This window comes from Pseudomonas sp. WS 5079 (genome assembly GCF_012985465.1).
Lineage (GTDB): Bacteria > Pseudomonadota > Gammaproteobacteria > Pseudomonadales > Pseudomonadaceae > Aquipseudomonas.
Map to the genome: position 1 here is coordinate 345,616 of NZ_JAAQWN010000001.1, position 25,006 is coordinate 370,621.

Annotated in this window: 20 protein-coding genes; 15 read left to right on the forward strand and 5 right to left on the reverse strand. The window is 55.6% G+C overall.

Annotation, left to right across the window (positions count from 1 at the left end; translation table 11 throughout):
* Nucleotides 1–120 precede the first annotated feature (120 nt).
* The 6 genes from HBO05_RS01560 (at nucleotide 121) to HBO05_RS01585 (ending at nucleotide 8,673) form a co-directional block, all read left to right on the forward strand.
* Nucleotides 121–909 carry a sigma-70 family RNA polymerase sigma factor gene (locus HBO05_RS01560; RefSeq protein ID WP_172311388.1) on the forward strand — a complete coding sequence of 263 codons (789 nt, stop codon included), beginning with the start codon at nucleotides 121–123 and terminating at the stop codon, nucleotides 907–909.
* Nucleotides 906–1,502, forward strand: coding sequence for a hypothetical protein (locus HBO05_RS01565; RefSeq protein ID WP_108184583.1), 597 nt, complete (start codon nucleotides 906–908; stop codon nucleotides 1,500–1,502). Before HBO05_RS01560 ends, HBO05_RS01565 begins: the two co-directional genes overlap by 4 nt.
* 2 nt (nucleotides 1,503–1,504) lie before the next feature.
* Nucleotides 1,505–4,930, forward strand: coding sequence for a UvrD-helicase domain-containing protein (locus HBO05_RS01570; protein WP_172311390.1), 3,426 nt, complete (start codon nucleotides 1,505–1,507; stop codon nucleotides 4,928–4,930).
* 91 nt (nucleotides 4,931–5,021) lie between these two features.
* Nucleotides 5,022–5,948, forward strand: coding sequence for a multiubiquitin domain-containing protein (locus HBO05_RS01575; RefSeq protein WP_172311392.1), 927 nt, complete (start codon nucleotides 5,022–5,024; stop codon nucleotides 5,946–5,948).
* Complete coding sequence (locus HBO05_RS01580) at nucleotides 5,948–7,354, forward strand: ThiF family adenylyltransferase (RefSeq protein ID WP_172311394.1); 1,407 nt, start codon at nucleotides 5,948–5,950, stop codon at nucleotides 7,352–7,354. Before HBO05_RS01575 ends, HBO05_RS01580 begins: the two co-directional genes overlap by 1 nt.
* 389 nt (nucleotides 7,355–7,743) lie before the next feature.
* Nucleotides 7,744–8,673, forward strand: coding sequence for a hypothetical protein (locus HBO05_RS01585; RefSeq protein ID WP_172311396.1), 930 nt, complete (start codon nucleotides 7,744–7,746; stop codon nucleotides 8,671–8,673).
* 141 nt (nucleotides 8,674–8,814) lie between these two features.
* Here the strand turns inward: HBO05_RS01585 and HBO05_RS01590 are convergent, their stop codons facing one another.
* The 5 genes from HBO05_RS01590 to HBO05_RS01610 all read right to left on the reverse strand — a co-directional run bounded on the left by HBO05_RS01590 (nucleotide 8,815) and on the right by HBO05_RS01610 (nucleotide 13,814).
* The gene (locus HBO05_RS01590; RefSeq protein ID WP_172311398.1) at nucleotides 8,815–9,114 is read right to left on the reverse strand and encodes a hypothetical protein; all 300 of its coding nucleotides are present in this window, start codon (nucleotides 9,112–9,114) and stop codon (nucleotides 8,815–8,817) included.
* Between the two features lie 109 nt (nucleotides 9,115–9,223).
* Complete coding sequence (locus HBO05_RS01595; RefSeq protein WP_172311400.1) at nucleotides 9,224–9,904, reverse strand: hypothetical protein; 681 nt, start codon at nucleotides 9,902–9,904, stop codon at nucleotides 9,224–9,226.
* Entirely contained in the window at nucleotides 9,901–11,418 is a 1,518-nt protein-coding gene (locus HBO05_RS29465; RefSeq protein ID WP_172311402.1) for an AAA family ATPase, read from the reverse strand. The genes HBO05_RS01595 and HBO05_RS29465 overlap by 4 nt, the downstream gene beginning before the upstream one ends.
* Before the next feature lie 1,027 nt (nucleotides 11,419–12,445).
* Entirely contained in the window at nucleotides 12,446–12,880 is a 435-nt protein-coding gene (locus tag HBO05_RS01605) for a hypothetical protein (protein WP_172311404.1), read from the reverse strand.
* Between the two features lie 154 nt (nucleotides 12,881–13,034).
* The gene (locus HBO05_RS01610) at nucleotides 13,035–13,814 is read right to left on the reverse strand and encodes a FadR/GntR family transcriptional regulator (protein ID WP_172311406.1); all 780 of its coding nucleotides are present in this window, start codon (nucleotides 13,812–13,814) and stop codon (nucleotides 13,035–13,037) included.
* A 165-nt stretch (nucleotides 13,815–13,979) separates the two neighbouring features.
* Here HBO05_RS01610 and HBO05_RS01615 point away from each other — a divergent pair, with 165 nt between their 5' ends.
* The 9 genes from HBO05_RS01615 to HBO05_RS01655 all read left to right on the forward strand — a co-directional run bounded on the left by HBO05_RS01615 (nucleotide 13,980) and on the right by HBO05_RS01655 (nucleotide 25,003).
* A complete protein-coding gene (locus HBO05_RS01615; RefSeq protein ID WP_169951690.1) occupies nucleotides 13,980–15,290 on the forward strand; it encodes an MFS transporter in 1,311 nt (436 codons plus the stop codon).
* A 15-nt stretch (nucleotides 15,291–15,305) separates the two neighbouring features.
* Nucleotides 15,306–16,280 (forward strand): D-erythronate dehydrogenase, encoded by a 975-nt coding sequence (gene denD / locus HBO05_RS01620; protein ID WP_172311408.1) that lies wholly within the window; start codon nucleotides 15,306–15,308, stop codon nucleotides 16,278–16,280.
* A gap of 20 nt (nucleotides 16,281–16,300) precedes the next feature.
* Entirely contained in the window at nucleotides 16,301–17,593 is a 1,293-nt protein-coding gene (gene otnK, locus HBO05_RS01625) for a 3-oxo-tetronate kinase (RefSeq protein WP_172311410.1), read from the forward strand.
* Nucleotides 17,590–18,228 carry an aldolase gene (locus HBO05_RS01630; RefSeq protein ID WP_170057331.1) on the forward strand — a complete coding sequence of 213 codons (639 nt, stop codon included), beginning with the start codon at nucleotides 17,590–17,592 and terminating at the stop codon, nucleotides 18,226–18,228. Before otnK ends, HBO05_RS01630 begins: the two co-directional genes overlap by 4 nt.
* Nucleotides 18,229–18,267: 39 nt before the next feature.
* On the forward strand, nucleotides 18,268–19,104 hold the full coding sequence (gene otnI / locus HBO05_RS01635; protein WP_172311412.1) for a 2-oxo-tetronate isomerase: 837 nt from the start codon (nucleotides 18,268–18,270) through the stop codon (nucleotides 19,102–19,104).
* 108 nt (nucleotides 19,105–19,212) lie between these two features.
* Nucleotides 19,213–19,938: a molecular chaperone gene (locus tag HBO05_RS01640; protein WP_172311414.1), complete on the forward strand. Its 726-nt coding sequence runs from the start codon at nucleotides 19,213–19,215 to the stop codon at nucleotides 19,936–19,938.
* Nucleotides 19,939–19,961: 23 nt separating this feature from the next.
* Complete coding sequence (locus tag HBO05_RS01645; RefSeq protein ID WP_170041398.1) at nucleotides 19,962–20,948, forward strand: fimbrial protein; 987 nt, start codon at nucleotides 19,962–19,964, stop codon at nucleotides 20,946–20,948.
* Between the two features lie 64 nt (nucleotides 20,949–21,012).
* Complete coding sequence (locus tag HBO05_RS01650) at nucleotides 21,013–23,823, forward strand: ATP-binding protein (protein ID WP_172311416.1); 2,811 nt, start codon at nucleotides 21,013–21,015, stop codon at nucleotides 23,821–23,823.
* Nucleotides 23,810–25,003 carry an EAL domain-containing protein gene (locus HBO05_RS01655; RefSeq protein WP_169951708.1) on the forward strand — a complete coding sequence of 398 codons (1,194 nt, stop codon included), beginning with the start codon at nucleotides 23,810–23,812 and terminating at the stop codon, nucleotides 25,001–25,003. Before HBO05_RS01650 ends, HBO05_RS01655 begins: the two co-directional genes overlap by 14 nt.
* Nucleotides 25,004–25,006 lie beyond the last annotated feature (3 nt).

Sequence of the window (25,006 nt, forward strand, 5' to 3'; positions counted from 1 at the left end):
GCGTCCTTCGATTCAATCTGATCTGATGATCCGCATGTTGATCGTCGACTACTGTTAAATTAGGGTTAGTTGTCCTTCATACCGTCACCGCTCTACCCCTCATGCAACCTGGAGGCAGCGATGTCAGCACCGTTAAAGCGCAAGGATCAGCAAGGTGTTACCTACCAGCGTCCAGCTGAAATTGAGGTATGGATTTCAAAACTGGAAACGGTGGATGCTGGTGAACGGCTTTCGCAGTTCGCTCTACCGAAAAAAAGCTTGAGTTACGTACCTTCTGAGGTTTTGGTCTACTTCCTCCGTAGGGCCTGGGGAGCGGCTGACCATGAGGTGTTCGAGAAAACCTTTCGACTGCTCTTGGCGCGAGTTGACCGGTCGCTGCGCTCAAGGCTTTGGGATTCAGATATTGGAAATGCTTCAGACATTTGCGATGAAATTATCAGCCGCTTTGTTCTGCTGATAACTAATGACTGTAACTCGGATAAGGGGCTTTTAGATTTTTACGAAATCCGTTTTGACAGGGCTATTTGTACCATTCGGGCTTCTGTTCTACGCAAATTCTACACCGAGGTTGGCGACGTTATTTTGGTCCCATTTGATCACCAGGACATAGACGGAGCGCCACTCTCGGCTGAGGTAGAAGCCACTTTAGACAATTACCTCAGCGATGAATCGAGCAAAATTGATGATCCAGCTTTCCGGATCGCTCTATTTTCAGCGATTGACCAACTGCCACACGATCAGAGGCAGGTTATCGGGCTTCGACTGAAGGGTATTCCCGTACAGTCCAATGACCCTTCCGTCATGACAATCGCACGAATGCTTCAGTGTGACGACCGTACGGTGCGAAACAGAAGCGCCCGTGCGCTTAAATCTCTCAAGGCCGCTCTTGAAGAGGAGGTTGGAAAATGAGTACTGACAAGTCAATATCTACTGAAGAGGAAGTCTTATTAGCTTTCGCAGTAGAAGAACAGCATAACCATTTAATGTTGGAGCGGTACATTAAACAGTATCCGCAATACACAACTGCACTAGTGGATTGTTCTATCGAATTTTTTCTCGACTCCGAACATTCCGAATCAGATAACAAACTTTCATCTGACACCGCAGTAGATCGAGCCTGGAAGCAATTCGAGGCCACTATGCCTTGCGACACAAGAGAAAAATCCTTTGTAAACCCTTTCGTGCAGCTAAGCTCTACTGCCTTTCGAGAGGTCGCAAAAAAACTAAATGTAAATAGTTTGTTTCTGGGAAGAGTAAGGGATCGCACGATTGAATCTAGTACTTATCCGATTAAATTTGTTCAGAAAATTGCGTGCGAGCTTGGAACTTCAGTTGATAGTATGCTCGAGTACTTAGCGAGACCTCCGACTATAGTTTCTAGCCAAAGTTTTAGATCTAGTGTGAAGCCAACGGTAAGCGAGCAAATATCATTTGATCATGCAGCGGAAATTTCACAGCTATCTCGTGCTCAAGAGGAGGCGCTAGCAGCGCTTCGAGACTAAACATGGACGCAACGGACGCGGCACGATTAGAAGCTGAAAAAATTCATCTGGCGGCAGTCGCGGAAGGCAGCGATCCATGGCGACCGCTTGAATTTGCGATTAAAGAAGCGGATAGACGCCAACTTGATGTTTATGCTCTGCCCAAGGGTGATCCCGCGCTGAAAGGAGGCCAGGCGGTATACGACAGCCAAGCAGGAGCAATTTTATACCAGGATCTCGGGACCGCGTTTGATCGCGCATTTCTTGTCGCCCACGAACTCGGACACTTAGTGCTTGAAGGAGGCCAAGATGATGTTGTAACGGTCGATGCGCAACCCGGACGGTCGATTGAGGATGCTCCAGTCGGTGCCGAAAGCTTGATGGATTATGGGGCCCGAGAACGCCGTGAAATTAAAATGGACTTATTTGCACGCGAGTTCCTGTTACCGCGTTCAGTAGCGCGTGCTCTTCATGTCGAAAATGGCTGTTCTTCTTCAGAAATTGCTCAGCGCACAGGCGCGCCTCTCCCAATCGTTCAACAGCAACTGCTAGACGCTCTATTGCTGCCAAGTCATTCGGCGGTTGGCAACGATCGTGTTACTGAGCAGGCTGTTTTTAGCTCCGATCCGTCACAGCAAGTAGCCGCATCGCATCGCGATACACCCTTTCAGTTACAGGCCGGCCCTGGTACCGGGAAAACTAGGACCTTGGTGCAGCGCGTTGAAAGTCTCATCCAGGATGGCGTAGACCCTACCTCAATTTTAGTGTTGACGTTTTCGAACAAAGCAGCAAATGAGTTGAGTGAGCGAATCGCAGCTACTAACCCATTGGCCGCAGCAGCAATGTGGATCGGGACGTTCCATGCCTTTGGTCTCGATATTATTCGGCGTTTCCATCAGAAGCTGGAGTTACCGCCAGACCCCCGCCTCATTGACCGGGTCGAAGGCATTGAGTTACTCGAAATCGAGGTATCTCGACTTTCACTTCATCACTACCGAAACTTGTGGGACCCGACGCTCGATCTGAATGACATTCTGAACGCTATTTCGCGAGCGAAGGATGAGGCAATAGACTCAGCCGGATACCGCGCATTGGCCGAGTCAATGGTAATCAACGCTTCAGGCGATACAGATGCATCACTCCGAGCCGAAAAATGCCTCGAAGTCGCGCTCGTTTATGAGACCTATGAGCGTTTGATGAGAGACAGCCAACTCGTTGATTTTGGCGATCTTGTTTCACTTCCCGTGCGCTTGGCTGAAGCTGACTCAGAGGTTCGGGATGCCTTAAAGACGCGGCATAAGCACGTACTGGTCGACGAGTACCAGGATGTCAATCGATCGTCGGTAAGGCTCTTAAAAGCCATCGTGGGAGAAGGCGAAAACCTCTGGGTGGTTGGTGACGCTCGACAATCCATATATCGCTTCCGCGGTGCCTCGACTTCTAATATGGCACAGTTTGGTACAGATTTCCCGGGTGCAGTAGCCGAACAATTAGGCGTCAACTATCGCTCGAGGCAAGAGATAGTCGATACCTTCTCAACTTTTTCTACGACGATGAAAGCGTCGATGGGCGCGATACCTTTGGCGCTAACTGCTAACCGAGGAAGTGCCGGGGCCAAGCCTGAATATAGAGTTGTAGGATCAGCCGAGGATGAGATTGCTGCGGTCGCCGCATCAATCCGGGAGCAGCGTGAGTCAGGTACTGCGTATCGCGAGCAAGCACTTTTATGTGCGTCAAATACACGGTTGAGCGAAATTGCCGAAGGTCTGGAGGCAAGAGGGATCCCTGTGCTTCACCTTGGAAGCATCTTTGAGCGGCCTGAGATAAAAACCTTGTTGGCAATGCTTTCCGTACTCAATGACGCTTCAGCCATTGGTCTGATCCGAGTATCGGCGATGGCGGGTTATGAGATGCCCATGCCGGAAACCGTCAACCTAATCCGGCATCTTCGCGCAAGTAAATCTGCACCTTTAGATTGGCTGAGTGAGGAGAGTTGGCCTTCCCTATACTCCGAGGACAGCAAGGTAAAATTGTCATCTATCGCTCAGCTCTTTGAGGGGCTAAATCCGAGGGGAAACCCGTGGAATATCCTGGCCTATTGGGTTATTGACCGTCTAGGCCTCGCAAAAAATCTTCATTTGGCAGCAGATGCGCAAAGCAAAATGAGAGGGCTGGCTCTTTGGCAATTCCTTAATTTTTGCCTCAAACAACCCTCTGGTTCTGGGCTACCGTGCATTCGTCTACTCGACCGGATTCGCCGATTGGTTTTGATTTCTGGTGATCGTGGCCTTCGGCATCTGCCAAAGGCGGCTGGCGGAATCGATGCTGTGCGTCTGATGACCATTCACGGCAGTAAAGGGCTAGAGTTCCCGACTGTTCATCTGCCAGGGATGGTGGCCGCAAGCTTACCCCGCAACAATAGGCCACCACGATGCGTACCTCCAGACGGCCTAATCTATGGTTCTGAAGGGCTTTCAGGCCTTGAGGCAGTGAAATCCGGGCACGAGGAAGAGGAAGAGTGTCTTTTCTTCGTTGCCCTTTCCCGATCCCGTGACAAGTTGTTCCTATACGCATCGTCATTTCAAGCTGATGGTAAAAAACGTAATCAATCTAAATTTATAGACCCAATCCGACAACATTTAACGCAACCAACCAACCCACCGCTTTTGGCGGCGGATGTTCATCCTAAACCTCGACTGGATATCTTATGGGAGGAAAAGCCCATTTGGGATGACAGTCAGATTGCGCAGTTTGAGCGTTGTCCGCGTAGATTTCTTTACTCACACGTCCTGGGGCTTGGAGGGCGCCGCACTGAAACGGCTTTCCTCAAAATGCACAATGCTGTCAGGACCGTCTCGAATTGGTTGAAAACCGACTGTGAATGTATAACTCCGAGTCAGAGCCAGATTGATGCAGCCTTCGATACAGCATGGTTGGCTGAAGGTGCAGTCGATCATGGTTACGCTGAGGACTACCGAGTCATTGCACGGCGGCTCGTAGACTACCTCGTCAAAAGCCGAAGCGAGGGTACTCTGATCCACGCAGTCCCGATTTCAATCGACGGCGTGCATGGTGACATCGTCGTTAAGCCAGACAGCGTTGCGCGTAGCGATAGTGGCCAGATCATCGTAAGGCGAGTGAAAACAGGGAAGCCAAAATCCAATGAGTTTGACGACATTGAGTACACCCTGCTCCACATGGCCGTCACTCAAAACTATGGCAGTTCGGCCAAAGTTGAGGTCACTTACCTCACAAGCGAGACTACCGATCTGATGTCCATCACGGACCGAAAGCTAAACACGCGAAGGGAAAACACCACCCGGATGCTGAGCGAAATCAGGTCGGGAGCCTTCGCCCCTAGGCGTGAAGCGAGGGTTTGCCCCTCTTGCCCCAATTTTTTCATCTGTGGTGATTTACCAGATGGGACTGTCGTTGGAAAAAATAATTAAATCGGCTTTCCGGTTTCTTCCAATGCTGCGATTGACCTAGTGAAGGCCAAGAAAACTCGCAAAATGCGAGCGGCTATCCGAGGTAATCCATATGCAATCTCAACACCCAGACAGTGAAAATCGTGTTCCCGTAGAAGACGTCGCCGCTGCAATCCGTGAGGGGCGCCCCCTCAAACCTGCCCACCTTTACAGTATTCTTGTTGCTGATGACCAGCTCAACGAGCGCTATTTGGAGCTGAGTGACCCAGTGCCAACAGGCCGCCAAATCCTCACCGCCGCGGGTATCCGTCAGGTAAACGAATACAGTATTTACGCGATTCTTCCGTCCGGTGAATTCGAGGATTTGCGGCTTGACGAAACCTATGACCTGCGCGAGCGAGGCGCTGAGAAATTCATCATTTTTCAGACAGATCGCTCGTTCAAGTTCAGCATCGACGAGAAGTCGATGGAGTGGGGCAAACCCTCAATCAGTGGAAAGGTTTTGAAGGCTTTGTCCGGCGTCCCAGCCGAAACATATGATGTTTACCTTGAGGTACGCGGCGGGCAAGATTTGCTGATTCGTGATTCTGACCTGGTTGACTTGAGTAAACCCGGCATTGAGCGATTCATTACTCTTATCCGCGACACCACCGAGGGCCTGACTTCTCTGCCGGAAGTTGACCAACGCTATCTCCAACGCCATGGAATTTCTGCGCAAGTAGTCTGCGAGGGACCCCATACAGGAGTAGTGCTGCAACAGGTACAGCTTCCAGAGAATAAATTCGACCACTCTACTGCAGACATCCTTGTGATCTTGCCACCCGGCTACCCTGACGTTGCGCCTGACATGTTCTTCTGCGACCCGTGGTTGAAGTTGACGACAGTTGGTCGTTACGCGACGTGTGCAGATCAGCCACACGCATTCTCTGGGCGCAATTGGCAGCGGTGGTCCCGGCACAATAGTGCTTGGCGGCCTGGCGTCGATGGCCTACATACCATGATCAAACGTATCGAGCATGCGTTAATGGAGGCCAAGTGATGTCCAACATAGCGCTAGATATTACGTTGCTTACTTCTCACGAAGCGGCGCTTCGCGCGCTGCTTTACCGAGAGGACGGTTCAGAGGCTGCCGCCTACGTCCTTTTCGGTAAGGCAGAAATCAATGAGGATCCTTGGTCAAAACAATCTCGCATCCGTTTGATCTCACACGAAGTAGTTCCTATCCTTCCAGACGAGGTGATTTCCTCCTCTTCTGTCCATGTGACGTGGTCCACTAAGGGATTTATGCGGCTATTAGGTATCGCACAAGAGCGTAATCTGATCCCCGCTTTGGTCCACACCCATCCTCGCGCAGGCGCCTTTTTTTCTGACCAAGATGATCGCAATGAGGCTGAGTTGGCACGCACGGCCTTTAACAAGCGGAGCGCGGGTCTCGCAAGCTTGGTGTTCGGGGAGAACGAAGCCATCGCTGGACGCCTTTGGACATCAGTAACTACAACTACAGACGCGTCGTCTATCTCCATCATTGGCAGTAAAATCGAAATTCTGCAGCGTCAGGAACACGATGAAAAGTCTGAGATCCTTGATCGGCAAGCGGCACTTTTTGGTACGAGCTTCAACCCCATCGTTCGAGCACTACGTATTGGCGTAATAGGCTGCGGGGGCACAGGCAGTGCGGTGGTTTCACTTTTGGCGCGCTTGGGTGTCGGGTTTCTCGCGCTAATCGACAATGACACTATCGACACAACCAATCTCAATCGCGTTCATGGATCACGAGCAGACGACGTATCGGCGAAGTTGGCCAAGGTGGACATTCTCGCTCGTGAAATTGAGATGTGGGGGCTAGGTACGCACGTGATTACCCGGAAAGCATGGGTAGGCGATCCATCGCTGCGTGATGTATTGAGATCCTGTGACGTGCTCTTCGGATGCACAGACGACAATCAAGGCCGGCTCACAATGAACCGCATCGCTCATTTTTACGGTATTCCACTCGTTGATTTGGGGTTGCGTATGCGGTCAGCAAAAAGTGCGGCCGATTATGAAATGACAGGACGGGTTACCACAGTTAGGCCTGGCGTCCCCTGCCTAATGTGTCTTGGGGTCGTGAATGTACAACGAGCAGCCGCAGAGGGGCTGCAGCGTAATGATTCCGCCGAGTATGAGCGTCGTAAGGCCGAAGCATACGTTGACGGTGGGGGCGATCCAGCCCCAGCTGTTGTGACATTTACCACAAGTATCGCGTGCGCCGCTGTGGATGAACTAATCCAGGGACTTACGGGATTCCGGGGTGGTGACGGTATGGTTCACAACCGGATTCGCCGGTTTGATCGCGTAGAGGATCGCTCCATGACCTGTAGACCTATTCAAGGATGCCCGGTGTGCTCAACCAGTGCCATCTGGGGGCGCGGCGACGTCAATCCGTTTTTGGGCGTTATAGGGTGATGATATGCGGAGCTTATTTACTAAAACATTGCGTTGGCTTGGGTGGTTAAAGTCCGACTTCTTGATAAGGCTTGTTCCTCGCCACCCCGGCAAGACCGTGATCCCCGTCGGCGAGCTGTGGTTGGTAATCGATGACGGGGTGAGGAAATGGGCTTGCTTCACATGTCCAGGAGGATGCAATTCCAGCATCTCGCTTTCTTTGAGTCCTGATCGGAGACCTCGCTGGGTTGTAGAGCAGGACTTCTGGGGACGCCCAACGATTGCACCGTCAGTGCACCAACATAATGCCTGCAAATGCCACTTTTGGATAACCAATGGCGCCGTAATCTGGTGCAAGTCCTGAGTCCGGTATCGGATACTTTTTAGCATTTTAGGAGCACGCCGCTGACATGATATCGCCCATTACCTTCGACTTCCTGATGGGGCCCCCAAACGATCTAGTGCTGTTAGACGAGCTCGAATGTCACCTGGCAAAAAGCGCCGAAAAGTTCATAGACGAGGTGGTAAAGAAGGGTTTTGCCATTGAGTCGTTAGATTTCGAATGTTCATACAGTCCCATACTTGCTCGAGCAAAGATCACGGGGAAGAGCACCTATAAAATCACATTCGGTCGTACTCTAACCGGGGCGATCTTCAATTTAGCCAGCTCGATTGCCCCATGTCTTCAAAAAGAAATGACGGGTTGCAGTGAATCGGAAACGATAGGATACACCTTCAACTACATAAGCTGGCTAATCCTGCTCCATGAGGTAGCGCATGTCACCCATGGACATCTGGAATACATTAAGAGCAATGGCAGCAATGATTATCACGAAGTGAACAATCAGCGAACGCCGCTGATCCATTTGCATACCGACCAAGAAGAGTCTAAGCGCTTTTGGAGGGCATTGGAGAGCGAAGCGGACGCCTATGCGATTAACGCTTCAGTGGTAACGTTCCGCTATATAAATACTAACGTTTGGTGGAATCAACTCAAGCCCCAGGCAATCATGCACCACCATGGGGCAATGGCTTCCGCGGCTTTTCATTTGATGCACATGCTGGCAAATGGGCACGACGACTTCCGTCACCCTGCTGCCAATATTCGGCTTGGTATTTCTCTGGCCAGCATCGAGACACTTGCCAAGAGAATGAAGTGGACCGTTGCTGGAACAGTCGAAGAAGCTATTAAAGGTCATTACCTTATGGCGTCAGATATCCTGGGGCTTCATGTGAGTATCACCCCAAAACTGGAGGCCGCATGTTATATGCTCACACTCGACGATGTAATCAACCGAGCCGGTTTTTCCCAATTTAGAATACCCATTCAACTGAGCTAGCGTCTCCGCCACTCTTCGAGCGTCGTAGCCTAGCCTCCTTGTTGATGCCCTTTGACATAATGCTGAGGGCATCTCACCGAGGCGATAGCTCGGCACTGCGCTAACCTTCTTGCATTCCAGCAGGTCCCACCCATATCCATTTCACTTAGCGACACGCACATGCTTATCGGTATCCGTCTTAGGCGCGGTGCTCGGATTGAGTAAAGGAAGAACTGGCTCGATAGCTATCTCGCCAGGGGAGCCTCCAACCATGAGTACTTCGTATTGCGCCTTGAAATCAATGTGCCCATTCCCGATACCGCCACAACCAAAATCGGATATGTGATAAATTGCCAGGCGCAAGGCCGGGTGGCCTATGCTATTGCTGGTAAATCGAACGCTATAATTTTTCCTGTTTTTGCCCACAATAGACCAACTATCAACACCACACGTTACTTTCAATCCTGCGCACTTTTGAGATAAGCGTCAATCACTCAGAAGTGACGGAGTCCTGCCCCAAAAGCGAAGTTTCCTACTTGTAGTAGCGATGTGTAGGCCCTTGTCAGCAAAACTAAACATACTTCCAGCCATTTTTTACAAAATTCCCGGTGTAATCCAAGATCTTTTTTGCTCGCTCTGGATTTTTCAGTACACACCGTGCTGCCAAATTATGTAGCCGACCAATTCGATGCATTATCGCAACCTTGTCAGCCTCAATTGTTTTTATTTGATCCAACAGGCAATCTTGAATCAATTTTCTAGCGCGCTCGGGCTTCGGGGCATCTTTTTTAATTATATAAAGCCAAGCATCCATGATCTCTATATTCTCAAAATAATCATCAAAATATGGATGTATCCATGAATATTCACCGCACGCCTCTGTGAGCTCGACAGCGCCCGACACACCCGCATCCCCCATATCCCTGGTGGACTTTTGCATATTGCATGGATGGCAGGAAAGCGCCAAATTTACAGCTGTGAAAGCCCATTTCTTGTACTTGCCCTTGGACTTGTCGAGGAAATGCTCTATATCCTCCGTGGCATTTCTTCGCTCAACGGTTATCTTTCGTCTGCAATATATGCATCGCCCTTCTTGCTGTGCCCTGAGAGATAGACGCAATGACTTCTTTAGCTCAGTAAATTCATTGCTGCTCCATTCCAAATCTCCCCGCTCGAAACTGGCGATTTGATCCGGGTACTGGTTAAGTATATCGCGATGCAATGGCTGAAGCCTAGTAGGGCCGAAACTCATGCATACATCTCCCTCAAGTCAGCGATACGTTTAATCGTATCGTACAGAGGGTCATCCGCGTCCAGCTGTATGTTGTGATCGAGTAGATTATCTGCAGCTGCCAAGAATTTTTCTGGCTCACTGTTAACATCTGTTAGTGTCGTGAGGCAGTCTTGGATAAGAGAGGCAACCGTCAAGGATCGAGGAGAGGTTAGACCGAATTGCTCTGATAGGATTGTATCAGCGTTACGACCATAGAGCTCCGATTTCATCCAAGGTTCAACTGATGGAAGGTCGCGAATAAAACTAATATCATTTGGCGCGCTTGAAACTATGAGCGGCGAGTGCGTAGCAATCACTACTGTGCATTCATCAGCCATATTCCGGACTATGCTTACCATATCCTTGATGATTTTTGCTTGCCATTGTGGATGCAGGGAGTTCTCTGGCTCATCAAATAAAACCAGCGTACGCTCCGTCACACAAAAGCAGAGAGCCAGCGTACTAAGAAGATAGAGCCTCTCCCCCGAGCTTAAATCAGATAACCCAAGCTTCCGGAGCCCCTTCTCAAATACAATGTCATGGAGCTGTATTTCCTTATTCCGTAGCTTTGCAAGGTTCTCCTCTGTCGCGCTGGATTGTTCCAATGTATTTGTCAGCTCTAAAGTTAATCCGGTCCTTTCGGCGCGCGCAATGGTTCCCGATAATGTATTAGTTTTAGATCGTGGAGAAAAAATCAATCTGATTTGGCGTGCGAACCCCATTTCCTCGAGAATATTCCCCGCCATCGAGCCTGCAAGGCCATTGCACCCCTCCCCCAGCATGAAAGAGGAAAGTATACGAAAGGGCGCTTTTTCGGACAGGATATTACTATTTACTCTATTGCCAAAGTAAAAATATTCGCAAAGATATTTACTAGCCTCGCTTACCCTCGGGAAACGGTCATACATGGTTCCGGATAGACATATGATACGCTGGCAGTAATTTTGGACTTCACGGTTGCGCGCGAGAAACCTGAGATATCGAGACTTCCCCAGGCCATTAACGCCAGTAATTATATGGAACTTACCCCGATGCGGCAGCATAGAGTAACCGTCATATGTTTCAAGTAAACCACCCTGGCTTATATGGCTACGAGCCTCTCGCATAGCCGTAATGCTCTCGAAATTCTTTTTCAAGAGTTTATCCTGCAAGGAAAGAGCCTCCCTCTCATCTCCCAGTGCCTCAAGGTGTTTTTGTTTTAAATATAAGTCGAGTTCTTTTTGAAGGCCGGATAACTTAGCTGACTCCGTGTGTATTTTTTTGTCGAAATCAGAAATCTCCCCCTGGTTCCGTGATAACATTTCAGAAAGCAGCTCAATTTTTCGGCCAGCTGCAAGCCCGCCATCTTCGGCGCGTGTCGCGAGCTCAATTTGCCTCGCGAATTCTTGCTCGGTTTCTGCCGACTTGAACAGAAGCTTCTGCCTCTCTAGCTGATACTCGGCGATAAGTTGTTGATAATTAAGTATCGCCAATCTCAGGCTTTCAATATTCACTTTTACTTCCTTGTTTCATTTGGAGAACCAGAGGCTTGATTAGTGATTCTAAATTCACGGGCATAATTAAATTATTTTAAATGCCTTTGTACGCCTCGCATATTCCGATCCAGCATCGATGATGCATTCGGACATCCGTCGTGCTGGCCATTTGACACATATATTCGCTGTTCTTTACGCTTCTGGCAAGCGCAATGAATACATTGGAGGTAATGTCCATGGTGTTGGACGGGACGATCGATCCCAAGTAGAGGTTCAGTGCATTTATACGTAATTGGGAAATAATAGTGAAAACGACGGCCGTCAGAGCCATGACTGGCAGGAAGGCAGCGGAATTCACCTCTCCTTTCGGTTTCCAGTCATTTGGCATTACGACATAGTCGTTGTGAGTCCGTTGGTAAAGGCAGAAACCGAAGAGCACGATGATAGGCGGACCCCGGGTCTGAAGGAACTGCATGGAAGACACGCCCTTCCAGAAGCACCAGATAGTGATGTGCCAATCGCTGCAAAGATCCCTATCTCCGCCGTTGGGGCAGCCTTAATACCCGCCTAATCGACGATATCCTCCGGGACTGATGCCGACTTGGTCATCGACTCGAATGATTTGGGAAAACGTCGTTTGGTCTGGATCATGGACAGAACCAAGATTGAGTGCGTCACCATGTCCTTAGAAGACATAGATCTCCCACATTTCTTACGCAACAATAGTCCTCGCTGGCGGACGGTTGCGTCGTGTTTAGAGGCTAGTGCTGTTGCGTATTCGAAACAGCACTCCAGCAACAAAATGCCTTCTCATATTTGAGCAACACCTTCTAATCGCACTATCAACCTAACCCAATTTCCATGGGCACTTCTTGACGCAACATGCTCCGAAGTCACCTTCTCTCAGCGCTGTCCTATGCGGACCTGGGGGGCTCTGGAGGCTGCTTTTCACTAAGCGACCTAGAACCACTGCGTGCCAGATTCAAAAGCAGCCTCCGTCGCCGGCGTTGACCTGCCTTCGTTTGAGCCTTGGGCCATCTGACGTTTATGGCGAGTCAGCACACCGTTCACCAACACTGTGATGAAATCGATATCGTTGCCCGTCGTAACGCAGTACTGGGAAACAAGAGCCCGGGCCGCCGACCTTGACATCAGGCCAACCATTATTGCCTTTGCTAGCGAGAAACTCAGCGGCGCCGCTTTCTTTGAGCATGAGTTTCCAGTGGCCGTCAGACTGCTGACTGACTAGATAAAATCCAGTACCCGCTTGCCCATAACAGTAAGTGCTGCCTTCGGTAATCAACGCATCCGGCCGGCCGTCACCGTTCAGGTCCTCAACCAATTCCATGGTTACCGGCGTGTAGCTACCTGTTGTCTCGATTTCGCACTCCGACGTCTCTTGGTTAAATCCAGCAGCGCGGAATGCTTTCAACTGCTCGCTACGCGGTAGTTCATCCGCCAGCGCTGTAGCACTGATCACGAAACATGCCACCCACAGACCTGACGTAAGCCTTCCCCGCATATAGATCGTCCCTATATGATGCCAAACGTTTAGCTATGCTCTTGACTATAACTAAACTAAATGACTGTTTAGTTTAGTTATAATAATCCACTCACACTCCTAAGCTAAAATGCTAACCCTTCCTCGCCCCCGGACTCTGCCAAAACGCAGGATCAGCACTCTTGAGCCGCTCAACCGCATTATTGATATGCTCCAGCGCCGCCTGGCGCGCGGCTTGCGGGTCGCGTGCGGCAATGGCGGCGTACACCGCAAAGTGCTCGGCCCGGACGGTCTTGGCCAGGTCGCGGCGGCGCTCTTCGTTGGAGCGGGTGATGCGGATCGCTTCTTTGATGAACTGCGCGATGAATTCGTGCAATGACGGATACAGCGGATTGCCGGTCGCCTTGGAAATGGAGTGATGGAACGCCAAGTCCTCCTCAACCCCGTCGCGACTCCCCTGTTCGGCCGTATCAATGGCCTTCAGCGCCTGGTGGATCGCTTCCAGTTGCGCCGGTGAGTGCCGTTGCGCCGCCAGTGCCGCCGCTTCGCCTTCGATGCCACGGCGTAGTTCGGTGACGCGCAACACCGCCTCGATCGACCCGCCCACATCCAGGTCAATGGTGAACGCCTTGATGTGCGCACCTTCGCTGACCACCGTGCCGCTGCCCTGGCGCACCTCCACCAGGCCGGCTGACTTGAGGCGCGAAATGGCCTCACGGATAACCGTCCGGCTCACGCCGAAGCGCTCGGCGAGTACGGGCTCGGTGGGCAGGCGATCGCCCGGCAGTGCTTCACCGTTGGCGATGTAGGCCTTGAGGGCCGCCGTCACCTGGTCGGACAGTGTGCCCTTGGCGGCGTCCTTGAGGATGCCCAGCGCATCGGCACTACAGGAAGACTTGTCAGCAGTGGGCATAGAAAGCTCTGGCTCAAATCTGTGAAAGGTACTGCATTTTATGCCCGGCGTCCCCTGGGGATTTAGTCGTTGAATTCGTATGACGTATTATGATAAAAAACGCCCCATCATGTAATCCGACACACACAACGCCACCCACTATAAAAATAAGGATGGGGGAAACACATGACTGAGTCAGTGATTCAAACCAGTACTGCCGTACCCGCAGATCGCTTCGAGAACCTGGCGTATCGCAAAGTGGCGTGGCGGATCATGCCGCTGTTGCTGCTGTGCTATCTGGTCGCCTACCTGGACCGGGTGAACGTCGGTTTCGCCAAGTTGCAGATGTCTGACGATTTGCAGTTTTCCGAAGCCGTCTACGGCCTTGGTGCAGGGATCTTCTTCATTGCCTACTTCCTCGTCGAGGTGCCCAGCAACCTGATCCTGCATCGCGTCGGCGCGCGCTTGTGGATCGCCCGCATCATGATCACCTGGGGCATCATCTCCTCGGCCATGGCCCTGGTGACCACGCCGACATCCTTCTACATCATGCGTTTCCTGCTGGGGATTGCCGAGGCCGGGTTCTATCCGGGTGTCATCCTGTATCTGTCCTATTGGTTCCCGACCCACCGCCGCGGCAAGATGTATGCCCTGTTTGCCACCGCTGTGCCGCTGTCCGGGCTGATTGGCGCGCCGCTGTCCGGCTGGATCATGAGCGCGTTCAACGGTATGCATGGATATGCCGGCTGGCAATGGCTGTTCTTCCTTGAAGGGCTGCCCTCGATTGCCGTCGGTTTCCTTGTGGTGTTCTGCCTCAGCGACCGGATCTCCAGCGCCGGCTGGCTCACCCGCGAAGAGAAAACCCTGCTACAGGCACGCATTGACGCCGAAGCCGTCGGCCACCAGAAACACAGCCTTAAAGAGGTGTTCCTGCAACCGCGTATCTGGCTGTTGACGGCCATCTACTTCTGCATGATCGCCGGGTTCTACACCGTCGGTTTCTGGTTGCCGACCCTTATCCGCCAGGCCGGCGTCAGCGATGTGTTTGAGGTGGGCATGCTCACCGCCATCCCGTACGCCGCCGCGGCAGTCACCATGATCGTGGTTTCACGCAGTGCCGACCGGCTGCGCGAACGGCGCTGGCACCTGGCGCTGACCGCCGTGCTCGGGGGTATCGGCCTGTTCATCTCCGCCACCTGGAGCGACAACTTTACCGTGTCGATGATCGGCCTGACCCTGGGCTCGATGGGGGCCATGAGCACCCTGCCCTTGTTCTGGAGCCTGCCGACAGCCTTCCTCGGCGGTACGGCTGCCGCTGCCGGCATTGCGCTGATCAACTCCTGGGGCAACCTGGCGGGCTTTGTCTCGCCGTACCTGATGGGCTTCCTCAAGGACCTGACCCACAGCACCACAATCGGCATGTACGTGATGGCGAGCGCCCTGTTCCTCGGCGCCCTGCTGGTCTTCAGAATTCCCGGAAAACTCGTCAACCGCTGACGTTTGGAGTAACTCATGAATATTCTCGTGACCGGTGCAGCCGGCTTCCTCGGCCGGCGCCTGATCGAAGCGCTGCTGCTGCGTGGTTCGCTCACCGACCGCACTGGCCAGTCGCGGCCCATCGGGCAGATCGTCGCCTTCGACATGGTCGAACTCACAGGGATCGCTGATCCCCGGGTCAAAGTGGTGTGTGGCGATATCGCCAACGCGCAAGTGCTGGAAAGCCTGATCGATGCCAACACAGACAGCATCTTCCATCTGGCTGCGGTGGTTTCCAGCCAGGCCGAAGGCGACTTTGAATTGGGCATGCGCATCAACTTCAGCGCAACCCAGAACATGCTGGAGCGCGTGCGCCAGCTCGGTACGTGCCCCAAATGGGTGATGACCAGCTCTGTCGCGGTGTTCGGCGGACAGTTGCCGGAACAGGTGCCGGATAATCAGGTCTGGGCGCCGCAAAGCTCCTACGGCACGCAAAAAGCCATGAACGACTTGCTGCTCGCCGACTACAGCCGGCGCGCCTTCGTCGATGGTCGCAGCCTGCGCATGCCGACCATCGTGGTGCGCCCAGGCAAACCCAACCTGGCGGCCTCCAGCTTCGCCAGCGGGATTATCCGCGAGCCGCTCAACGGCCAACCCAGCGTGTGTCCGGTACCACTCGACACCCGCCTGTGGCTGATGTCGCCGGCACAGGCCATTGACAACCTGATTCATGGCCATGAACTGGGTGGCGAGCAACTGGTCCAGGGCCGGGTGATCAACATGCCGGGCCTGTCGATCACCGTTGAACGCATGATCGATGCCCTGCGCCAGACCGCCGGTGCGCAAGTGGCCGAACGGATTCGCATGGAGCCCAACCAGGCGATCGAGCGCATTGTCGGCTCCTGGCCCGGCGCCTTTTGCGCCACCTACTCCCGGGACCTGGGCTTTACCGCAGACGAGCATTTCACTGATGTGATCGAGCAATTCATCCATGAATACCAGCCCGGCTAAACCCGATTGAGGAGCGCACCATGTTGAACGCCCCTGCCCGGCCGCTGCTGGGCTGCATTGCCGACGATTTCACCGGAGCCACGGACCTGGCCAACATGCTGGTGCGCGGCGGCATGCGTACTGTGCAGAGCATCGGCATACCCGCTGCCGATGTCGCCAGCCAGCTCGACGCCGATGCAATCGTCATTGCCCTCAAGTCACGCACGGTGCCGGCCGCCGATGCCGTCGCCCAGTCCCTCGAAGCGCTGCACTGGCTGCGCGAGCGTGGCTGCGAGCAGATATTTTTCAAATACTGCTCGACCTTCGACTCCACGGCGGCCGGCAATATCGGCCAGGTCAGCGACGCCTTGCAGGACGCGCTGGGTAGCGATTTCACCCTCGCCTGCCCGGCGTTCCCGGAAAACGGGCGCACGGTGTTTCGCGGGCACTTGTTCGTGCAAGACCAATTGCTCAGCGAGTCGGGCATGCAGCATCACCCGCTGACGCCAATGACTGACGCCAACCTGGTTCGCGTGTTGCAGGCGCAGACCCAAGGCAAGGTCGGCCTGTTGCGCTATGACAGCGTGGCCGGCGGCGTCGAGAGCATCCGCGCGCGCATCGCTCAGTTGCGCGCCGACGGGGTCAGCATGGCTGTCGCCGATGCCCTGTGCGATACCGATCTCTATCTGCTGGGCGAGGCCTGTGCGCAGTTGCCGCTGCTCACTGGCGGTTCCGGGTTGGCCCTGGGCTTGCCGGGCAACTTTCGGCGTGCCGGCAAATTGCGCACGCTGGACGCTACACAAGTGCCCGCCGTCAAAGGCGCTGAGGTGGTGCTTGCGGGCAGCGCTTCCCAGGCCACCAGGGGGCAGGTCGCGAATTGGTTGCAGGCAGGTCGCCCGGCCTTGCGTATCGACCCGCTGGCATTGGCGGCGGGAAAACCGGTGGTCGAGGAGGCGCTGGCCTTCGCCGCCGACCATGCGCAAACTGTGCTGATCTACGCCACCAACACGGCCGATGAGGTCAAGGCGGTCCAGCGCGAATTAGGCGCCGAGCGTGCGGGGCACCTGGTGGAGCAAGCCATGGGGCGGATCGCCAGCGGGCTGCGCGAGGCCGGTGTGCGGCGCTTTGTGGTCGCCGGCGGGGAAACCTCGGGCGCCGTGGTCCAGGCGCTGAATATCCAGCTATTGCAGATCGGCGCGCAAATCGACCCAGGGGTGCCCGCCTGCGTCAGCACGCCCGGGGAACCCCTGGCACTGGCGCTCAAGTCGGGTAACTTCGGCGGTGTGGATTTCTTCGACAAGGCCCTCAAGCAACTGGCAGGAGTTCGGACATGAGCAACGAAAATACCCTGCGTGAAGAGATCTGTGACGTCGGCGCTTCGTTGTACACCCGTGGCTACACGGTGGGCAGCGCCGGCAATATCAGCGCGCGCCTGGAGGACGGCTGGTTGATCACGCCCACGGACGCATGCCTGGGGCGTCTCGACCCGGCGGCGATTGCCAAGGTCAACCTGGCCGGGGAATGGGTCAGCGGCGACAAACCGTCCAAGACCCTGGCCCTGCACCGTCAGGTCTACGATCGCAACCCTGGGGTGGGCGGCGTGGTCCACACCCACTCGACCCATCTGGTGGCGTTGACGCTGGCCGGGGTCTGGCAGGAGGATACAATCCTGCCGCCGTTGACCCCTTACCAAGTGATGAAAGTCGGGCGCATCCCGCAGATCGCCTATGAGCGGCCCGGCTCTCCCAAGGTGGCCGAGCGGGTGGCGCAGCTGGCCAACCGTGTGCGCGGGGTGATGCTTGAGCGCCTCGGGCCGGTGATCTGGGAAAGCTCGGTGTCCAAAGCCAGCTATGCCCTGGAAGAATTGGAAGAAACCGCACGCCTGTGGCTGATGACCGATCCGCGCCCCGCTCCCCTGCCCCAGTCGGCACTGGATGAGTTGCACGCGGCCTTTGGTGTTCAGTGGTAACACCGGCCATACGATTGATTGTTCACCCCTGGAGTCTTCATGCCTCGTTTCGCTGCCAACCTCAGCATGCTTTACCCCGAACATGATTTTCTCGACCGTTTTGCCGCCGCCGCTGCCGATGGTTTCCAGGCCGTGGAATACATGTTCCCCTACGCCTACCCCGCGCAACAGTTGAAACAACGGCTCGACGACAATGGCCTGGTCCAGGCCCTGTTCAACGCGCCGCCCGGCGATGTTGCGGCGGGCGAGAAAGGCACCGTGTCCCTGCCTGGTCGTGAATCGGAGTTTCGCTCAGGTTTCGACCAGGCCCTGGAATATGCCGCCGTCCTGGGCAACGACCGCATTCACGTAATGGCCGGGCTGCTGGCAAACGAAGCGGATCGCGCCAGGCACCAGCAAACCTACCTGGAAAACCTCGGCTACGCGGCCACACAAGCCGCCAAGAGCGGCGTCACCGTGTTGCTGGAGCCGATCAACACCCGGGACATACCGGGGTTTTTCCTCAATCACCAGCATCAGGCGCACGCCATCTGTAAAGCCGTCGGCCATGCCAACCTGAAAGTCCAGTTCGATATCTACCATTGCCAGATTGTCGAGGGCGACGTGGTGACGAAGCTGCGCCAGGACTTCGCCGGTATCGGCCACATCCAGATCGCGGGCGTGCCGGATCGCCACGAGCCGGACCTGCATAACGAGCTGAACTATCCCTATCTGTTCGAACTGATCGACCAACTGGGCTATACCGGCTGGGTGGGTTGCGAATACCGGCCGCGCGGCAACACATCCAAGGGCCTGCAATGGCTGCGCGATTGGCAGGCACGCCCAAACAAGAGCGTCACTTTCGGCGCAGACAAGCAGAACGTGCCCCAGCCCTGAGCCTGCAAATGTGGCTTTTAAGAATCGCCTGAGAGAATCCCCAGCGCCCACCTCCTAACATGAGCCCCGAAGCCATTCCAAACCTATCCAGGGAAGCTGCGGGCCCTCATGTCACCACTCAAGCATTTGCCATTCTGCCGGTCCCTGCTCTGGATCAGTGCGCTGCTTGCAGCGCTGCTGGCCCTGGCGCCCTGCGCGCAGGCGACGGTCAAGATTGAAGGCACGCGCCTGATCTACTTTGGCCAATATAAAGAAGCCAGCATCAACATCGTCAATCAGTCCCCCGGCGAACTGGTGGTGCAAAGCTGGGTCACCCGCGAGGACGATGATGCAACTTCGCCGGTGCCCTTTGCCGTGGTTCAGCCGCTGGTTCGCCTGGATGCTCAACAGCATCACCTGCTGCGTATTCTGTATGCCGGCGAAGGCTTGCCCGACGACGTGGAATCGATGTTCTTGCTCAACGTCATGGAAATCCCGCTGAAGCCGCACGCCACCGACAGCGTGCAATTTGCCGTGCGCCAGCGTCTCAAGCTGTTCTATCGCCCGCCTGGGCTTGCCGGCAGCTCGTCAGAGGCGGTGCCCCGCTTGATGTGGGAGCGCACCGATGGGCAGTCCATAGCGGTCACCAATCCGAGTGCGTTTCACCTGTCCCTGATCGATGTGCAAATCGACGCCGGCGGCCAGGTTCAGGCGCTGGATGACTACGCATTGCTCAAGCCCGGGGAACGCAAAGTCTTCAGTGCCAAGGCCCCCATCAGCGCCGGGAGCCAAATCAACTTTACCGAAATCACCGATATCGGCTTGCAGGCCCGCCATCGTGCGGCCCTCAAGTGATGGTTCGTGGGGAACACCGACCTATGTCACACCTTAAATACCTGCTCCTGGCCACCTTGCTTGCCTGCGCCGCCCTCCCCGCTACCAGCTATGCGCTGGCCTGTCGGGTGGACGGTAGCGGTTCTGTCGCTGACACCGCGCCCCTGGGCACGGCATTGGCAGTAGCGGCCGATGCGCCGGATGGCACGATTATCTGGGAGTCGGGCCCACGCTCGGTGAACGTGATTTGCAAGGATGACTTTGACCATGGCCGCGAAGAAGTGTTTTTTTACCTGAACCCGGCAAGCGTCAGTATCGGTCAGGGCATTCGTGCCGGGATTCGCTATAACTCGGTGCCGATCACCCAAAGCAGTGGCAAGTACGGTACTGGGTTCTACTCCGACCGCGGTTGCAACTTGTCAAACTGCGTCGGTTGGGACAAGGCCCGGTTCACCCTCAACTTCAGCGTGTTTATCGAGAAATTTGGTACCACGCCGCAAAACGGCCAGGCCAGTACCCTGTCGCAATACCGGGTCTTTCAACTGGACGGTATTACGGGGCTCAACAACCGCCCCAACAGCAACCTCAATTACATCGTCACCGGCGTCAACGACATCCGCTTCGTGCCCTGCACGCCAGACCTGACGATCACGCCCAACGTGGTGAACTTTCCCAAGCCCTCGCGCAAGGCGCAGATCGGCGAGGTGGCAAGCACCGCCACCTTCAGCTTGAGCCTGCGCAAAGCCTGCGACACCCCGTATACGGTGAGCGCGCGCTTCGCCACCACCCCGGGCGGCGGGAACGTGATCAATGGCCTGTTGGTGCCGGCCAATAACAGTTCCGTGGGCATTTCGTTGGCCTGGGACTATACCAATCAGCATCTGCCCTTTAATGAATGGTTCCCCCTGGCCCGAATGAATGGTGCTAATCAGACCTTCCGCCAAGACTTCAGGGCGGACTTGAAGTGGCGCAGCCTGCCCATTCCCGGCGCGTTCGATGCGGCGGTCGTGGTCGATATGTTCTACAAGTAACGGCACCGGCGCTTTTAAGGATCGTCTTATGCCCAGGCGCTGGGCGGCCGATTAAAATCCGCCGATGCGATTTAAAAGTTATCTGTTGCAGATCAATCCCGTCCTGTCCCGACCCGAAGCAGCCAGAAGGCTGCTTCGTCTTTTCGCCACCGTATTGCTGGTTGGCATCTTGAGCGGTGTCTATACGTTTCTGCTCTCCACCTTCAACAATGACATCTCCCAGCGGCGCGGCTATATGAGCAGCGCCATTGCCGAGGCGCATACCTTCTTCACCACCCGTGAAGCGCTGCTTGAAAGCCTGAGCCTGTCGGCGGTGCGCAAATCCGCGCAGGCCAAGGCCCAGGTCTACCCGGCCGTGGGCGAAGAGCAGCGCCTGCTGCTGGGCAACACGCCAAGCCATCAGTGGAGCATCTGGCTGACCTCGCGCATGCGCAGTTACCTGAAGTCCAAGCAGGTCAACCTGCTCTACGTGACCGCCGGCCCCGATCCGCAACTGACCCGGCTCTACGACTCCACGCCTCAGGTACTGCCGTTTTCCCAGTGCATGCTCAATCGCCTGCGGGCGCTGAAGAAGCACAACCCGTTGGACCCCGGCGAACTCTGGCTCAGCGACCAGACCGAAGGCCATTCCCACCTCTACCTGTTCATTCTGCTGGATGAGCGCGACCCCGACTCCGGCTGGCTGGGCCTGGAGATGGAAAGCCATGAAGTGTCCACGACCCTCAATGACCAGAGTGCGGGCGAATTCATGATGCTCAACTCCCAGGGCATGCTGGTGTTTACCAATAGCCACGACCCACGGCTGGATCAGTCCCTGCTCAAGCCCAAGGGCGAGAATTTTTTCGGTTTTGTCGGCGGTGGCCTGGTGCCGGATCACCTGGTGATTCGCAAGCAACTGAAGTCGTCGGACTGGCAACTGATGTATTCGATCAACTTGCGTGATGTGGTGCGCGGATTATGGCGCGAACTGCTTGGCTCGCTGGTGTTCTGCCTGTTCAGCGTGACCCTGATCTGGCTGGTGATGCGCCGGGTCAATCAACGCTTCATCATCCCGTCGATCAATGGCATCCAGGCGCTGATCGAAAGCGAGGCCTTCGGGCGCGACGTGATCCAGACCGCGCCGGTGGCGTTGTGCGTGCTGCGTCGCACCGACGGCCAGGTGGTGCTGGAAAACACCCTGGCCCAGCAGTGGCTGGGCACCGGCCTGGAGCGTGAAGCGCTGTGCGCCGGCTGGATCCGTCAGGCCTTCGATGGCACCTCCTGCGGGCATTCGGATTACTTCGAGACCCTCGACGGCCGCCACCTTTACCTCAGCAGCGCGCCCACCCGCTATAGAGGTGAGGACGTGCTGTTTTGTGCATTCAGCGACATCAGTGCGCGCAAACAAGTGGAAGCGGCCCTGGAAGAAGCGCGGCAATCAGCGGATGCGGCGAATGCCGCGAAAACCCTGTTCCTGGCGACCATGAGCCACGAGATCCGCACACCGCTGTACGGCGTGCTGGGCACCCTGGAGCTGCTGGCCCGCACTCAGCTCGATGCCCAGCAAAAAGACTACCTGCATGCCATAGAGGGTTCTTCGGCCACGTTGCTGCAACTGATCTGCGATGTGCTGGATGTGTCGAAGATCGAGGCCGGGCAGTTGGCGTTGGAGCTGAGCGAGTTCTCGCCCCTGGACCTGGTCAATGAAATCATCCAGGGCTATGCCGCGGCCGCCAGGGGCAAGGGTTTGCAGCTCTACGCCTGCTTTGACCCCAAGCTGCCCGAGCGGCTGATGGGCGATGTCACACGCCTGCGGCAGATCCTCAACAACCTGTTGAACAACGCGGTGAAATTCACCGACTACGGGCGCGTGGTTCTGCGGGTCAAGTTGCTTGACCGCGATGACGAGCGCTCCAGCGTGCTGTGGCAAGTGTCCGACACCGGCAAAGGCATTGCCCAGGAAGACCAGGCGATGATTTTCGAGCCGTTCTATCAAAGCGAAGGCAATACCAACGTGGTGGCCGGCACCGGGCTTGGCCTGCCGATATGCCAGCGCCTGACGCAATTGATGAACGGGCATATCCGCATGGTCAGCGAGCTGGGCCTGGGCAGCAGTTTCAGCCTGACCCTGCCACTGGAAGTTGCGCACTGTGCGCCCATGAGCAGCTTGCTTGCCGAGACTGTCTATGTGGTCTCGCCGATTCCCGAACTCGCTCAATCGATCAGCGGCTGGCTGCGCCGCTGGGGCGCCCGGGCCCAGACCGGCCAGCCGACCCACCCCGATGGCCAACTGCTGCTGGAGCTGCACCCCGGCGCCATCGAACAACCCCTGGTGCCCGATTGGCCGGGGCCGGTAATCCTGGTCAGTAGCAACAGCGGCAATGGCCAGCAACCCGAGACCGGTACGTGGCACGCCAACCTCAACCAATTGAGTGCGATTCACCAGGCGGTCAGCCAGGCCCAGGGATTGTGGGTCGCCCGGGTCGATGAGCAGGCGCAAAAGCGTGAACTGCGCAAGCTCAACCTGCATGTGCTGGTGGCCGAGGACAACGTTATCAATCAATTGATTTTGCGCGATCAGCTTGAGGAACTTGGGTGCACCGTGGAATTGGCCTGCGATGGTCATGAAGCGCTGCAGCTGTGCAAGGCCTCACACTTCGATGTGGTACTGACGGATGTGAATATGCCCAGAGTCAACGGTTACGAATTAGCCAGGCAGTTGCGCAGCCAAGGTTGCGCGCTGCCCATCATCGGCGCGACTGCCAACGCCATGCGCGGCGAGGCCGACCTGTGCCTGGCCGCCGGAATGAACCATTGCCTGGTCAAACCCTTTGCGTTGCGGGCCCTCTTCAACTACCTGGAGCCTTACGCACGGATCCCCCATGAAGCCCTATAGTATTTTGATCGTCGAGGACCATCCCCTGCAGCACCTGTACCTGCAGAACCTGCTCAATGAATTGGGTGACTTCCTGCTGGAGGCTGCCCAGGATGGGAACGAGGCGCTGGAGCGCCTGCGCCAGCGTGATTTCGACCTGGTACTGACGGATCTGCTGATGCCGGGCATGGACGGTGTGCAGTTTATCCAGAGCCTGGCGACCCTGCGTTGCAAGCCCGCCCTGGCTATCATGAGTGCCGCGTCCCGGCGGATGTTGATGGCGGCCAGCCTGGTGGCGAAAAATCTCGATGTGAAAGTCATCGGGCTGATTTCCAAGCCGGTCGCCGCTGATGCGCTGCGCAGCCTGGTCAGCCAGCTCAACCACAAGGACCGCAGCCCTTCCCCACCGGCCGCGACGGCCCCGGCGATTGACCGGCATACGCTCATCCAGGCCATGGGCAACGGGCAAGTCCAGGCCTGGTTCCAACCGAAAAAATCCCTGGCCAACGGCCGGATCGTCGCTGCCGAAGCGCTGGTGCGCTGGATGCACCCCGCACAAGGGGTACTGTTGCCCGCGGCGTTTTTGCCGGCGATCAAGGCCTTCGACCTGGAGGAGCGCCTGTTGTGGCTGGTGCTCAAGCAAGCGATCCATGCCCAGGAGCGCTGGCGCCAGCGCGGGTATGAGATTCCGGTATCGATCAACTTGCCGACGCACCTGCTCAACAGCCATGACTTGGCAGACCGCCTGCTGGCGTTTGTCCTGGAGCACCAGGGCATCCCGGGGATGATCTGCTTCGAGCTGATGGAATGCTCGGTGCCCCAGGACATCAGCAACTTCTACGCCGGTGCCTGCCGCCTGCGGATCAAGGGATTTGGCCTGTCCCAGGACGATTTCGGCAAAGGCTACAGCTCTTACCTGAACCTGGTCTCGACCCCGTTTACCGAACTGAAGATCGACCAGGCGCTGGTGCAGGGTTGCCATGATAACGAGGGCATGGCTTCGGCCCTGGCCAGCATCATCGCACTGGGCCGCAAACTGGGGCTGACCGTCGTCGCCGAAGGAGTCGAAACACCCCAGCAACTGGCGCTGCTGCGCAAAATCGACTGCACCCAGGTCCAGGGCTTCCTGATCTCTCACGCGGTGTCGTCAGAACAATTTCAGCAACTGTTGAACAATGATGGCCCTGCGACATCTCATTAGCCC

What these genes read in the sequence shown, in the direction of transcription:
- HBO05_RS01560 (WP_172311388.1), top strand. Translation starts at nt 121, where the DNA reads ATGTCAGCACCGTTAAAGCGCAAGGATCAGCAAGGTGTTACCTACCAG.
- HBO05_RS01565 (WP_108184583.1), top strand. Translation starts at nt 906, where the DNA reads ATGAGTACTGACAAGTCAATATCTACTGAAGAGGAAGTCTTATTAGCT.
- HBO05_RS01570 (WP_172311390.1), top strand. Translation starts at nt 1,505, where the DNA reads ATGGACGCAACGGACGCGGCACGATTAGAAGCTGAAAAAATTCATCTG.
- HBO05_RS01575 (WP_172311392.1), top strand. Translation starts at nt 5,022, where the DNA reads ATGCAATCTCAACACCCAGACAGTGAAAATCGTGTTCCCGTAGAAGAC.
- HBO05_RS01580 (WP_172311394.1), top strand. Translation starts at nt 5,948, where the DNA reads ATGTCCAACATAGCGCTAGATATTACGTTGCTTACTTCTCACGAAGCG.
- HBO05_RS01585 (WP_172311396.1), top strand. Translation starts at nt 7,744, where the DNA reads ATGATATCGCCCATTACCTTCGACTTCCTGATGGGGCCCCCAAACGAT.
- HBO05_RS01595 (WP_172311400.1), bottom strand. Translation starts at nt 9,904, where the DNA reads ATGAGTTTCGGCCCTACTAGGCTTCAGCCATTGCATCGCGATATACTT.
- HBO05_RS01610 (WP_172311406.1), bottom strand. Translation starts at nt 13,814, where the DNA reads ATGCCCACTGCTGACAAGTCTTCCTGTAGTGCCGATGCGCTGGGCATC.
- HBO05_RS01615 (WP_169951690.1), top strand. Translation starts at nt 13,980, where the DNA reads ATGACTGAGTCAGTGATTCAAACCAGTACTGCCGTACCCGCAGATCGC.
- denD (WP_172311408.1), top strand. Translation starts at nt 15,306, where the DNA reads ATGAATATTCTCGTGACCGGTGCAGCCGGCTTCCTCGGCCGGCGCCTG.
- otnK (WP_172311410.1), top strand. Translation starts at nt 16,301, where the DNA reads ATGTTGAACGCCCCTGCCCGGCCGCTGCTGGGCTGCATTGCCGACGAT.
- HBO05_RS01630 (WP_170057331.1), top strand. Translation starts at nt 17,590, where the DNA reads ATGAGCAACGAAAATACCCTGCGTGAAGAGATCTGTGACGTCGGCGCT.
- otnI (WP_172311412.1), top strand. Translation starts at nt 18,268, where the DNA reads ATGCCTCGTTTCGCTGCCAACCTCAGCATGCTTTACCCCGAACATGAT.
- HBO05_RS01640 (WP_172311414.1), top strand. Translation starts at nt 19,213, where the DNA reads ATGTCACCACTCAAGCATTTGCCATTCTGCCGGTCCCTGCTCTGGATC.
- HBO05_RS01645 (WP_170041398.1), top strand. Translation starts at nt 19,962, where the DNA reads ATGTCACACCTTAAATACCTGCTCCTGGCCACCTTGCTTGCCTGCGCC.
- HBO05_RS01650 (WP_172311416.1), top strand. Translation starts at nt 21,013, where the DNA reads ATGCGATTTAAAAGTTATCTGTTGCAGATCAATCCCGTCCTGTCCCGA.
- HBO05_RS01655 (WP_169951708.1), top strand. Translation starts at nt 23,810, where the DNA reads ATGAAGCCCTATAGTATTTTGATCGTCGAGGACCATCCCCTGCAGCAC.